At 42.0% G+C, this 12717-nt stretch carries 11 protein-coding genes; 6 read left to right on the top strand and 5 right to left on the bottom strand.

Annotation, left to right across the window (positions count from 1 at the left end):
- Positions 1-164 precede the first annotated feature (164 nt).
- Positions 165-1697 carry a histidine ammonia-lyase gene (gene hutH / locus IF202_RS09020; protein WP_191594535.1) on the bottom strand — a complete coding sequence of 511 codons (1533 nt, stop codon included), beginning with the start codon at positions 1695-1697 and terminating at the stop codon, positions 165-167.
- A 189-nt stretch (positions 1698-1886) separates the two neighbouring features.
- Positions 1887-3599, bottom strand: a complete 1713-nt coding sequence (gene hutU / locus IF202_RS09015; protein WP_191594534.1) for a urocanate hydratase — start codon at positions 3597-3599, stop codon at positions 1887-1889.
- A gap of 314 nt (positions 3600-3913) precedes the next feature.
- Here hutU and IF202_RS09010 point away from each other — a divergent pair, with 314 nt between their 5' ends.
- Together IF202_RS09010 and IF202_RS09005 are read left to right on the top strand one after the other, a co-directional pair.
- Positions 3914-5341 carry a formimidoylglutamate deiminase gene (locus IF202_RS09010; protein ID WP_191594533.1) on the top strand — a complete coding sequence of 476 codons (1428 nt, stop codon included), beginning with the start codon at positions 3914-3916 and terminating at the stop codon, positions 5339-5341.
- On the top strand, positions 5334-5966 hold the full coding sequence (locus tag IF202_RS09005) for a HutD/Ves family protein (RefSeq protein ID WP_191594532.1): 633 nt from the start codon (positions 5334-5336) through the stop codon (positions 5964-5966). The genes IF202_RS09010 and IF202_RS09005 overlap by 8 nt, the downstream gene beginning before the upstream one ends.
- Positions 5967-6022: 56 nt before the next feature.
- Here the strand turns inward: IF202_RS09005 and hutC are convergent, their stop codons facing one another.
- Complete coding sequence (gene hutC, locus IF202_RS09000) at positions 6023-6778, bottom strand: histidine utilization repressor (protein WP_191594531.1); 756 nt, start codon at positions 6776-6778, stop codon at positions 6023-6025.
- Between the two features lie 264 nt (positions 6779-7042).
- Positions 7043-8173 carry a histidinol-phosphate transaminase gene (gene hisC, locus IF202_RS08995; protein WP_191594530.1) on the bottom strand — a complete coding sequence of 377 codons (1131 nt, stop codon included), beginning with the start codon at positions 8171-8173 and terminating at the stop codon, positions 7043-7045.
- A 499-nt stretch (positions 8174-8672) separates the two neighbouring features.
- Here hisC and IF202_RS08990 point away from each other — a divergent pair, with 499 nt between their 5' ends.
- From IF202_RS08990 to IF202_RS08975, 4 genes are read left to right on the top strand one after another with little or no spacing between them, the layout of a single operon-like run.
- Positions 8673-9503, top strand: a complete 831-nt coding sequence (locus tag IF202_RS08990; protein ID WP_191594529.1) for a transporter substrate-binding domain-containing protein — start codon at positions 8673-8675, stop codon at positions 9501-9503.
- 18 nt (positions 9504-9521) lie between these two features.
- On the top strand, positions 9522-10181 hold the full coding sequence (locus IF202_RS08985) for an amino acid ABC transporter permease (RefSeq protein WP_191594528.1): 660 nt from the start codon (positions 9522-9524) through the stop codon (positions 10179-10181).
- Complete coding sequence (locus IF202_RS08980; RefSeq protein WP_191594527.1) at positions 10178-10849, top strand: amino acid ABC transporter permease; 672 nt, start codon at positions 10178-10180, stop codon at positions 10847-10849. Before IF202_RS08985 ends, IF202_RS08980 begins: the two co-directional genes overlap by 4 nt.
- The gene (locus IF202_RS08975; RefSeq protein WP_206705430.1) at positions 10846-11646 is read left to right on the top strand and encodes an amino acid ABC transporter ATP-binding protein; all 801 of its coding nucleotides are present in this window, start codon (positions 10846-10848) and stop codon (positions 11644-11646) included. The genes IF202_RS08980 and IF202_RS08975 overlap by 4 nt, the downstream gene beginning before the upstream one ends.
- A gap of 98 nt (positions 11647-11744) precedes the next feature.
- Here the strand turns inward: IF202_RS08975 and IF202_RS08970 are convergent, their stop codons facing one another.
- Positions 11745-12677 carry a succinylglutamate desuccinylase/aspartoacylase family protein gene (locus tag IF202_RS08970; protein ID WP_191594526.1) on the bottom strand — a complete coding sequence of 311 codons (933 nt, stop codon included), beginning with the start codon at positions 12675-12677 and terminating at the stop codon, positions 11745-11747.
- Between the last annotated feature and the right edge of the window lie 40 nt (positions 12678-12717).

The following is a 12717-nucleotide window of genomic DNA, read 5'->3' as shown; positions in this document are numbered from 1 at the left end:
TGTAGAAACCTTTTCTAATACCTTTCACTAATAGATTTTTTTACGATGTGTTGCGCGACGCTAAGACGAGGCAAAAGTAGACGAGATAGCGGAGTGTATCGTTATACATGAGCATTTCGAGTCTATTTTTAACAAAGTATTAGCAAGCGCAGTAATCGTTCTGATTATAAGCTTGGGAGCAAACCTTCTGGCATAGTGTCGTTGTGAGCCGCTTCTAATAGAAGCTCATTGGCTTGCTCAATATCAGTCGCAAAATAACGGTCTTTGTCGTAGAAAGGAACACGAGCGCGTAACGTGGCGCGGGCTTCTTCAAGACGTAGCGTCGATTTAAGTGGCGCACGGAAATCCAGTCCCTGTACCGCAGATAGAATTTCAACCGCCAAAATACCACGGGTATTTTCTGCCATGTCTTTCAAGCGGCGTGCCGCAAAGGTTGCCATAGACACGTGATCTTCTTGGTTAGCTGACGTTGGTAAGCTGTCTACTGACGCTGGATGTGCATAGGATTTGTTTTCACTTGCCAATGCCGCCGCCGTTACTTGCGCAATCATAAAGCCAGAATTTACGCCGCCATTATCAACGAGGAAAGGAGGCAATTTACTTAGATTCGTATCGATCAACAATGCCATACGACGTTCTGACAAACTGCCGATTTCAGCAATCGCTAAAGCAAGGTTATCTGCAGCCATTGCCACAGGCTCTGCGTGGAAGTTACCACCAGAAATGATGTCGCCACTTTCTGCGAATACCAATGGGTTATCAGACACCGAATTCGCTTCAATACACAACACTTTTGATGTGCTGCGAATTTGCTCCAAACATGCACCCATTACTTGTGGCTGGCAACGTAACGAATAAGGGTCTTGTACTTTTTCACAACCCTGATGTGATTCGCCTAGTTCGCTGGTCTCACCTAATAAATGACGATACGCCGCAGCCGCGTCGATTTGCGTTTGATGCCCACGAACTTGGTGAATACGATCATCAAACGGACTACGACTACCAAGCGCAGCTTCAACAGAAAGCGAGCCACACACAACAGCAGACGCGAATAAATCTTCCGCTTCAAACAAACCTTCTAACGCAAATGCGGTAGAGGCTTGAGTACCGTTCAATAACGCTAAACCTTCTTTTGGTGCCAAGGTAATAGGGTCAAGACCTGCAATAGACAATGCCGCTTGACCAGAGATAATTTCACCACGGTAACGCGCTTTACCTTCACCCAATAAAATCGTACTCATGTGAGCCAAAGGTGCTAAATCACCCGACGCACCTACTGAGCCTTTTTTCGGAATACAGGGGTAAACTTCTTTGTTGATCAAAGTAAGCAAGGCTTCCAAAACAGTTAGGCGTATACCTGAGAAACCACGCGCTAAACTGTTCACTTTAAGCGCCATAATCAATTTAACGGTTTTGTCTTCCATTAATGCGCCAATACCAGCGGAATGCGACAAAACAATGCTGCGCTGCAACTCATCTAAATCTTCTGGTGCAATACGTGTGTTGGCTAACAAACCAAAACCTGTATTGATGCCGTAAACTGTACGATTTTCAGCAATGACATCATTCACGACTTGGGTGCTAGCATGAATGCCTGGTGTCGCACTTGGATCTAGGCTCAATTTCACAGAACGGCGGCTGATTTGACGTAATTCATTTAGAGTCAATTGACCCGGTTTTATCATTAGTTCAAACATGTTCTCTCCAGTATCTATGCGATGCTCTGCAATCATTTTTTAAGTATATATTCGTTTAAGACATGATCTGTGTAATAAGCGTTATGAGAGTTTTTTTTACGAGGCGCACGGAGCACAGAAACCGGAGTGTATAGTTATACATGAGGATTTCGAGCACCGTGCAACAAAGTAAAAAAGAGTCGCAATAGCTTATTTCGCTTGATCACCAGTGATCATTGGTAAGTTTAAGCCCTGCTCTTTCGCACATTCGATGGCAGTTTCATAACCCGCGTCCGCATGACGCATAACGCCTGTCGCTGGGTCATTATGAAGTACGCGTGCAATACGCTCTGCGGCATCATCACTACCATCACACACAATCACCATGCCTGAATGCTGAGAGAATCCCATACCAACACCGCCGCCGTGGTGTAAAGACACCCAGGTTGCGCCAGACGCTGTGTTTAATAATGCGTTCAATAATGGCCAATCTGATACCGCATCCGAGCCATCTTGCATGGCTTCCGTTTCACGGTTTGGGCTGGCAACAGAGCCAGAATCCAAATGATCTCGACCGATAACAATCGGAGCCGACAACTCACCGCTGCGAACCATTTCGTTAAACGCTAGACCAAGCTTGGCGCGCTGCCCAAGACCTACCCAGCAAATACGCGCTGGCAAACCTTGAAATTGAATACGTTCGCGTGCCATGTCTAACCAATGATGCAAATGCGCGTCGTCTGCGATCACTTCTTTTACTTTTGCATCGGTTTTGTAAATGTCTTCTGGGTCACCAGATAATGCAGCCCAACGGAATGGACCAATACCACGGCAGAATAATGGACGAATGTAAGCAGGGACAAAGCCCGGGAAATCAAACGCGTTTGCTACGCCTTCTTCCATCGCCATTTGACGAATGTTGTTACCATAATCGAAGGTTGGAACACCCATTTTTTGAAAATTCAACATAGCTTGAACATGAGTCGCCATGGTTTTCTTTGCTGCGATCACGATTTCAGCAGGTTGAGTTTTTGCTTTTTCACGATACTCTTCCCAGCTCATTCCCGTTGGTAAGTAACCATTCAATGGATCATGTGCTGATGTTTGGTCAGTCACCATATCTGGACGTACACCGCGCTTTACCATTTCTGGCAAAATGTCTGCTGCGTTACCGCATAAAGCAATGGATACGGCTTTGCCTTCCTCTGTGTATTTTTTGATTCGCGCTAGAGCGTCATCCAAATCCGTTGCTTGTTCATCCACATAACGAGTACGCAAACGGAAATCTATGCGGCTTTGCTGACATTCGATGTTCAATGAACAAGCACCCGCCATGGTTGCGGCCAATGGTTGCGCGCCACCCATTCCGCCTAAGCCTGCTGTCAGTACCCAACGGCCTGTAAGGTTTCCATCGTAATGTTGGCGACCTGCTTCGACGAACGTCTCGTAAGTGCCTTGCACTATGCCTTGGCTACCGATGTAGATCCAAGAGCCTGCAGTCATTTGGCCATACATTGCCAAGCCTTTTGCGTCTAACTCATTAAAGTGTTCCCAGTTCGCCCAATGTGGCACTAGGTTCGAGTTAGCAATCAATACGCGTGGTGCATTGCTGTGGGTTTTAAAAACACCAACGGGTTTACCAGATTGAACCAATAGTGTTTCGTCATCTTCTAGTTCTTTTAGAGATTCAACGATTTTGTCGTAGCTTTCCCAGTCACGAGCAGCGCGACCGATGCCACCATAAACAACCAATTCTTCTGGGTTTTCTGCTACATCAGGATCAAGGTTATTCATCAACATACGCATTGGCGCTTCTGTAAACCAAGATTTCGCTGTCAGCTTAGTGCCTGTTGCGGCCCTTACTTCACCAGCACGAAAACGCTTTTGGTTTACTTCTTGTTGAGTCAGTGTTTGCTTCGCCATTTCAATCTCCTGAAAATATAAATTCAATTAAGATGTATATACAATTAAACACAAGATAAAATCTAAAACTTGTTAAGGCAAGTTTTTTCCCATTTTTTAATACATTTCTTTTCTATATATGAAGAAATAATGGGAGAAAAAGTCAAATTAACGGCTCTTAAAATCTATGCCTACCCATTCAATAAAATCCAGCAATATGAAACACAGAACGTCTTTAAATTATATTTGTATATACATTTATTTTTGCATTACACTGAACCAACAACTTTTTACCGATAACACATCAGAAATAAACCGTTTAGGATTTGACCGCGATGACCCAAACAATAACCAGCACTCATTCTGCCAAACAAGTCTACTTTGCCAAGCAAGCTCTACTTTCTTCCGGCTGGGCGAATAACGTGCTTTTTACAGTCAACAAGGGTTGCTTTGAATCCATTCAACAAGGCCAACAACCTAGCCAAGATGCCACTGTTTTATCTGGCCCAGTGTTACCCAGTTTAGCCAATGTTCACTCGCATGCTTTTCAACGAATCATGGCCGGTGCAGCGGAAGTAAGCTTAAATCCAAATGACAGTTTTTGGAGCTGGCGGGATTTGATGTACAAAATAGTGCAAAAGCTGACACCAGACGATACTCGAATCATTGCGACTCAGCTTTACATCGATATGCTCAAAGCGGGTTATACACAAGTCGGCGAGTTTCATTACTTACACCATGACATTGGTGGCAAGCATTATGGCGAACAAGGTGAAATGTCGAACCAAATGATCTCAGCCGCAGATAAATCAGGTATGGGGCTCACTTTATTGCCTGTTCTGTATTCACACTCTGGATTTGGCGGACAAACACCTAATGCTGGACAGGCGCGCTTTATTCATTCCACTGAAGATTACCTAAAATTGCATCAGGCCTGCGAGACCAAACTAGCAAACCACGCAACCCATAAACTCGGTATTTGTTTTCACTCACTTCGCGCGGTAACTAAACCGCAAATAGAAACTGTATTGGCCAATTTAAGTACTTCTATGCCAATTCACATTCATATTTCTGAACAACAAAAAGAAGTCCAAGACTGTTTAGATTGGAGCGGAAGACGCCCTGTTCAGTGGCTACAAGATGAGATTGGTTTAAGCGAAAGATGGTGTTTGGTTCATGCTACTCACCTTGATCAAAAAGAGCTGCAAGCCATCACCACCAGCAATGCTGTGGCTGGATTGTGTCCAACAACAGAAGCCAACCTAGGCGACGGTATTTTCCCAGCGGTTGAGTTTGAACAAGCCAACGGTCGCTGGGGGATTGGCTCAGACAGCCATGTGAGTTTGTCGATTGTCGAAGAGCTACGGACATTAGAGTATGGCCAACGCCTACGAGATCAAAAACGTAATCGTTTGTATAATTCAACAAACAATCATCCAGAACAATATCGTGTAGGTGACCATTTATTCAAACAAGCCTTGTTGGGTGGGAATCAAGCTTGTGATGTTTCATTAGGATTAACAGAAGGCAATCGTGCGGACTTTATTGTACTTGACGCTAACAATCCGTTTCTTGCCGCCAGCATCAGCTCAGGTGAAAACAACAGCATTCTAAATCGTTGGCTGTTTGCCTCAAATGAAAACCTCGTAAGAGACGTCTTTGTGGCAGGTCTGCAGCGCATTAAAGATTTCCATCATGCACAAGAAGAAAGCAGTCGCCTTGCCTTTATCCAAGTGATTAAAAAGGTGATGTACGATGCTTAAAGCAAACAAAAATTCAAGCATATCGATTATTAAACAAAGCGATTACAAGCGTATGCCATGGAAAAACGGCCTTGGTGAAACACTTGAAATTCATCTAGCGGAAGATGCTGATGGCGTACGTTTTCGTATTAGCCAAGCGGCTGTTGTTGCAGACGGTGTGTTCTCTGACTTCAATACCATGTATCGAACCCTAGTCTTATTATCTGGCAATGGTATGACGTTAAGACACGCCCCCTCGAAAGATATTCAGCAGGATTCAATCATTAAAAATATATTAACAAACATTCTCGATATCGCTCAATTTCCTGGTGGTGTAGAGACTCATGCCACGCTGAAAAAGGGTTCAATTGAAGATCTGAATATCATAGTACGAGAGGCGGACACAAAAGCAGACGTGATATCCTGTTTCGCACCTCATACAATTGAAGCAACTACTCATGAAGAGATTTTATTCGAAGGGTTTTATGCGAATCAGGATTGTATTTTCTCTATCGAAGAAAACGCCACAGAGACAGATTCAGTTACTTTAAACGCTCAAGATTTTATTCAATTTAAAGCAAATAGCATCATGACATTACTGTCAGGCAGTGGCGTTTTTATTCAGGTGCTTTCGCTATCTAAGTAATCACTATTTCTAAAAAATACAGTCTATCTAAAAGAGCTTTAGCTCTAAAAGAACATCTATCGTCCAAAATGACCAAATAACTGGAAGCGAGAGCCTGGGTGCAAAAGTCTTGCGACAGTGACAATATCATCACCCGCCCATGTACGTCGCTTAATCTGTAAGCAGGGTTCATTGGCCGATATTTGCAAACGTTCACACTCTAATTTATTCGGTAAAATCGCTTCGACTAGATGCTCGCCTTCTGTCATTGGTGCTACTTTCATAAGATAAACATAGGGAGTATTGGTCGAGAAATCTTGTTTATCGTATTCTGGAGCAAGGCTTTCATTCACAATTCTTTCTTCAATTTGAATAGGCAGATCATTTTCGAAATGCAAAATTATTGAGCGGAAAATTTTGTGATTGGTACGAGCTCCCAACGCCATTGCCTCTTCTACAGTCGCGTGTGATGTTTCCAATACCAATAATTCAGAACGATGTTTATTGCCACGAATAGCGATTTCTTCAGCAATATTGTGTACTTCAAACAAGGCTGAGTGCGCCTTTTTTTCCGCGACAAAAGTCCCTAACCCTTGGTGCCTAACCAACAAACCTTCAGCGGTTAATTCACGCAGCGCCCTATTGACTGTCATACGACTCATACCAAGCGCTTTAACCACTTCCGCTTCTGACGGAACACGTTGATTTGCTTCCCACTCACCAGAGGATATCTTTAGCGAAATGGCTTGCTTTAATTTGGCATAGATAGGCAGTGGCGTATCTGGCAAATCAGAAAATAAATTTTCTAGCAAAGACGAAGGTTTATTAGTCAAAGTGAATTCCGTTTAATCATTAAGTGAAAGTACATGCTAAGAATTACATTGTATCTCGCATTTACTATCTTAGGTAATATTTGCTTCTGATGCGTTGAGCTAAACCACGTAGAACTCAACTAATACTACCTTTGATGGGTTTAGATTATTAAGAGAAGAGAGAGCCTTTCCTACCATAGATATGGTATTCAAGGCTTTCTGCGTAATTCATTAGAGATTATTTTTTTGAATAATATGTGTAATCTGGCATTAATTCAGAACCTTTTATTTAGCGGATGCTTTTAAAATTTTACTAAGACAATCAATAAACTGTTCATTTTCTTCCTTAGCGCCAATAGAAACACGAATATACTCTTCGTAGCCTTCTTCTAACCAAGGTTTAACAATCACACCATAACTTAACAAACGTTGAGCCAGCTCAACGCCATTCCAATCAGTGGCGAAAAACAAGTAGTTCCCTTTCGACGACTTAGGAGACAAGCCTAAATGAATTAATTCAGATGCCATTTTTTCACGCTCGACATTATTCCAAGCAATGGTTTTCTCTAAATTTTCATGATCATGAAAAGCCGCAATAGCGGCTTTTTGAGCATATCGATTCACATTGAAAGGTGTTCTTAATTTATGAACGTAACCTGCTAATGCTGTTGGATAAAAAACCCCATAACCGATTCGTAAACCTGCCAAAGAGTACGCCTTAGAGAAGGTTCTTAATAGTACAAATGGCTTTCCTGATGCTTTTAATAACGACAACACATCTGGATAATCTTCGTCATCTTTTGCATATTCATAATAAGCTTCATCAAAAATAAGTAATGTCTCATGACTCACACTGTCGATAATGAGCTGGACTTCTATGCTATTAAGACTACAACCAACAGGGTTACAAGGGCTGGCGATAAAAAATAGCTTGGGATTTTCTGTACGCAACATAGTGGTTATTTTGTCGAGGTCAAACTCTAAATCATCCGTTAGGTGAGCAATTAGCATGTTGGCACCACAGGCGACTGGGTAGCTAATATGTAGTCCGAAAGAAGGCACAACCGTCATAACTTTATCGCCAACTTCCACAAAAACCCGCGAAATAATACTAAGCAAGTCTTCTGAACCATTCCCCACCACAATGGAGTCTTCTGACACATCAAGGTCCTGTGCCAGCACTGCACTTAAGACTTTGCAGTATGGATCTGGGTAATGACTGAGGTTATCAGCGCCCAGTAATGCCTTCAAAACGGCAGCAGAAGTCGGAAACGGATTTTCATTACTGGCCAACTTAGCGATTTTTTCAACTTGATACTTTTTTTTCAATTCCTCGACTGATAAGCCTGAATTATAAGCTCCTAACCCCATAACATTTTTATTCACTAGATGATCAACTGACAATGCGCTGCTCATTTTTCCCCACCTATAAAGTAGTCAATAAGAAAGTAAGACTTTCTCATTAGATGTATATACATATTAAAGATATATCTTTATTTACTCTATTTGTCGATTATTTTTTAATAAAAAAATGGATCTTAAAAAAACCTAGAAACACTCGTAGGGCACAGAAAATATAACTAAAAAAATATTGAAGCAACAAAACGTAAGCTAATAAAAAGCGAACCAAAATAGCGCATTGAATCAATCAACCCATCATATCGCACCAGATATATGCGGCATTAATGTCACATGTCATTTATGATTATTTTAAAAAAAAACAAAAAACCTACATCATGGTAATTAAATAAATTTATATGCTATATATTAAAATACATGGCACGATATATGTATATACAACTTAGAGTTTGAATAGCCATAACTTACAAGCTATTTTCAAATGAAGCGTTAAAGAAATACTTTTAATTCGACAGCAAACGTTCGTGTAAATTATTAATAATGGAGATCTCCAACAATGAAAGCCAACAGAATAGTGACACCGTTAAAAATCGCGTTATTTAGTTTAGCTACAACCCTTGCAGCAACTACCGCTCATGCAGATGTTTTATCTGATGTGAAATCCAAAGGTGAGTTAGTCATCGGTACTGAGCTTCAATTCGCTCCATTCGACTTTTTAGTTAATGGTAAACATGAAGGTTTAAACAAAGACTTCTTCACAGAAGTTGGAAAAGAATTAGGCGTAAAAGTCACTTATATCGACTTACCTTGGACAAGCGTTTTACCGGGTTTAGAAGCGAACAAATACGATATGGTTGGTGGTCCCGTGTCTATTACGGCAGCAAGAATGAAGCGTTATAGTTTCTCGAACGCTATTTCAGACGCCTCTGTCGCGCTATTAAAGCGAAAAGGTAATACGAAGATAATGAAGTCTGAAGATATTGCAGATATGAACGTTGGAGCAGGACAAGGCTCTGCACCAGCCGCTCAACTAGAAGCATTTTCAAATACACTGAGTAAACCAGCAAACATCAAACTTTATGTAGATAACAACCAAGCCTACTCTGAAATCATGACTGGCCGCGTTGACGCTGTAGCGAATTCACTACCAAACATTGCGTATATTGCAAGCCAACATAAAAACTTTGAAGTGGTTATGCCTCCTTTCGGCACCGAAGCCTATTCAGGTTATGTTTTCCGTAACGATGACGAAAGCAAAAGCCTAATAGAATCGATCAATAAAATCATGGCTAAAATGACTAAAGATGGTCGTATGGCTGAGATCCAGAAAAAGTGGTTTGGAATCGCTATTGAGTTACCACAAACACCAATCGTGCCAAAAATTTAATTGTTCGCGGAGCTGTAAATGCTAGATTTTTCTACGCTCCTCCCAGCTTTACCTGTGTTATGGGAAGGGGTACAGATGACTGTACTCCTTTCCATCTCAGCTCTGACGTTGGGGTTAATTATAGGTACGATAATGTGTACCGCTCGTTTATCAAACAGCACGCCATTACGTATTTTGACTAAATTGTATGTATCGTTTTTTAGAGGCGTACCTTTACTCGTTCAGTTAATGCTAAGTTATTATTGCCTGCCTTTAATCGGCATCAATACGCCAGCGCTACCGACTGCAATCGTTTGTGTCGGCTTATGTAGCAGTGCTTATATTACGGAGATTTTACGAGGTGGCTTTCAAAGTTTGTCACCGGGCCAAAAAGAATCCGCCATCATGGTTGGCTTAAACCGTCTTCAAATAGTTGCATTTATTGAGCTTCCTCAGGTTATTCGGTTAACCATTCCGGCTCTCATTAATGAAGCTATCATCTTAGTTAAGGCCTCATCATTAATATCCGTCATTGGTATTGTTGAACTGACTCGTGTCACGCAGAATTTAGCCGCGAGTAATTTCCAGCCTTTTGAATTTTATCTTACCGCTGCTTTGGTTTATTTCATTCTAAACAGCACCATCTCTGTGTTAGGCCTGTGGGTAGAAAGACGCATTAACAGTAGGTCAATCGTATGATGACATTTGACGCTCAACTCATCCTTAACCATTTACCCGATATCGCTAGCGGTTTTGGCATCACGATTTTATGTACTCTTATTGCCTGCTTTATCGCCATGCTACTCGGTTTAGTCGTCGCCTTGGGGTTAATGTCTAAGGCAAAAATTCTTCGTTACCCTGTTCGCCTTTATGTAGAAATAATACGAGGTACACCTTTTCTCATCCAATTATTCTTACTCTATTACGGCGGCCCGTCTATAGGCCTTTATTTAGAACCGATTGAAGCAGGCATATTTGCCTTAGCTTGTAATGGCAGCGCTTATTACGCAGAGCTGTTTCGAGCGGGTTTTAACGCGATTCCAAAAGGTCAGTTGGATGCCGCCAAAATTATTGGCTTATCACGACTGCAAATAATAGTACGTATCCAAATTCCACAGATGATGGTCTTAATCATCCCTGGGCTGGTTAATGTATCGATTATTCTAGGTAAAGAAACGGCGATTCTTTCCATCGTTACCGTACCTGAGTTGGCTTTTGTCCTAATCGGTATCGGTGCTGAAACCTACGCCTACGCCGAAACACTAACCGTATTAGCAGTCTCTTATCTCATTTTGGCTGAATTAACATCACGGTTTGGCGGTTGGACAGAAAAACGTTTAAGCAAATATATGGAACGATCAATATGAATAAACAAACACAAGACTCTCCTATCGTTGAAGTTCAAAAAATGAGTAAAAACTTTGGCACCACTCAAGTATTGAAAAACGTTGATCTGAAGGTACAACCTTCTGAAGTAATGTGTCTAATTGGCCCTTCTGGATCAGGTAAAAGTACCTTACTTCGTTGCATAGCTTTCTTAGAGCAATATTCTAGCGGCAACATTTATATTGAAGGCGAAATGCTTGGGTATAACGACGACACGGATATAAGAAAACTAACCTCCACGAACGAGCTTAATCACGTAAGGCGTAATATGGGCATGGTCTTCCAACAATTTAACCTTTGGCCTCATATGACGGCATTGGGAAATGTTACGGAAGCATTGGTCCGAGTGAAGAAGTTAAGTCGACGCGAAGCCGACGAAAAAGGCCATGCTATTCTTAAAAAAGTAGGTCTAGCGGAACGTGCATTACATTATCCAGCACAGCTTTCAGGCGGACAGCAACAACGTGTTGCGATTGCCCGTTCGCTCGCCATGGAACCCTCGGTCATGTTGTTTGATGAACCAACGTCTGCTCTTGATCCAGAACTCGTCGGTGAAGTGCTTCAGGTAATGAAAGATCTCGCGAAAGATGGCATGACGATGATTGTTGTGACCCATGAAATGGGGTTTGCAGCACAAGTTGCCGATACCGTTGTGTTTTTAGATCAAGGGGAAATTCTTATGAAAGGTTCGCCTAAAGAGATATTCCAAGGTGAAAAGCCTCCAAGACTAGAACAATTCTTGAAAAACTACATGGACAGAAATGCATTTTGGGAATGATGTTTGCTTGTCATTTTTCTCATAACAAGTACACAAAAAAACTCTATTTCCTTCCAGTAAATAGAGTTTTTTTACGATGTAAAAACGTTTCAGCGCATTTAACTTCCTGCTTTAGTACTCATAGCCAACACCTCCTCACGACTCAGTTTGCCTGCGACGCAATAAAGATGGTCACCACTTTGAACAAGAGTGTCTCTGCGTTTGATCACAATGACGCCATCACTTTCGAAGGTATGACTTTCAAGCGGTTCGATGAAATTTTGAAGGCCATAAGTACATCCGGCTTTCTGGCCTTTTTCGACCCAGCTACCCAGTTCGTGTAAAGGCTCAAATAAACCGCCATGCGCTGCGGTAATCATGGTGCAATTTGAGGCTATATCGACAAAACACGTCCCAGAACTGTCATTTGGCACGTCAGATAAAAATGGATGATCATGTGCAATCACATCATTTTTCACCAGTACTCTCATGAGCCCTGCCCAACCGATATTAAATGCGGCTGGGCAGACGGTACCAGCTCCGCCCAGTTCACATGAAATAAATGGAACACCCGCTTGATAAGCACTGAAATCGATATCTGTGCCAGCCTCTGTTGGAGGAAGAACCATGGTAAAAGGCGCGCCAAATACTTCCATTAATTCAACATTACGACGATGCAAATCGGGATTTGTATTTGCACATAAAAAACCTGTATTTACGTAGGTTGATGTTGAACCACCTGAGTGAAAATCAACAGCAAGATCAGTAAGAGGAAATAGATGTTGAACGATAAATCCCGCGATGGCTTTGGTAGGGCCAGAATCAGGATCGCCGGGAAACGAACGGTTAAGGTTTCCACCGTCTAACGGTGACGTACGTGTGGCCGCTCTAACGGCTGGGCTATTTAACGCTGGCAGTATAATTAACCGACCATTAATAGATGATGGATCTATTTCTCGAATCAGTCTTCTTAAAATACATTGCCCTTCGTATTCATCTCCATGATTACCTGCGGTCAGCAATACGGTCGGTCCTTCGTCCCCTTTTTGCATTCTTTCTCCTTTTGGCTTTCTTGTTCCTTTTATAATGGCA

The sequence above is a fragment of the Marinomonas colpomeniae genome (assembly GCF_014803385.1).
Classification (GTDB): domain Bacteria; phylum Pseudomonadota; class Gammaproteobacteria; order Pseudomonadales; family Marinomonadaceae; genus Marinomonas; species Marinomonas colpomeniae.
Note: the sequence above shows the minus strand (reverse complement) of the source record. Positions and strands in the feature narration are given on the sequence as shown.

Excerpts from the sequence above, each read along its gene's own strand:
- hutH (WP_191594535.1), bottom strand. The coding sequence starts at position 1,697 with ATGTTTGAACTAATGATAAAACCGGGTCAATTGACTCTAAATGAATTA.
- hutU (WP_191594534.1), bottom strand. The coding sequence starts at position 3,599 with ATGGCGAAGCAAACACTGACTCAACAAGAAGTAAACCAAAAGCGTTTT.
- IF202_RS09010 (WP_191594533.1), top strand. The coding sequence starts at position 3,914 with ATGACCCAAACAATAACCAGCACTCATTCTGCCAAACAAGTCTACTTT.
- IF202_RS09005 (WP_191594532.1), top strand. The coding sequence starts at position 5,334 with ATGCTTAAAGCAAACAAAAATTCAAGCATATCGATTATTAAACAAAGC.
- hisC (WP_191594530.1), bottom strand. The coding sequence starts at position 8,173 with ATGAGCAGCGCATTGTCAGTTGATCATCTAGTGAATAAAAATGTTATG.
- IF202_RS08990 (WP_191594529.1), top strand. The coding sequence starts at position 8,673 with ATGAAAGCCAACAGAATAGTGACACCGTTAAAAATCGCGTTATTTAGT.
- IF202_RS08985 (WP_191594528.1), top strand. The coding sequence starts at position 9,522 with ATGCTAGATTTTTCTACGCTCCTCCCAGCTTTACCTGTGTTATGGGAA.
- IF202_RS08980 (WP_191594527.1), top strand. The coding sequence starts at position 10,178 with ATGATGACATTTGACGCTCAACTCATCCTTAACCATTTACCCGATATC.
- IF202_RS08975 (WP_206705430.1), top strand. The coding sequence starts at position 10,846 with ATGAATAAACAAACACAAGACTCTCCTATCGTTGAAGTTCAAAAAATG.
- IF202_RS08970 (WP_191594526.1), bottom strand. The coding sequence starts at position 12,677 with ATGCAAAAAGGGGACGAAGGACCGACCGTATTGCTGACCGCAGGTAAT.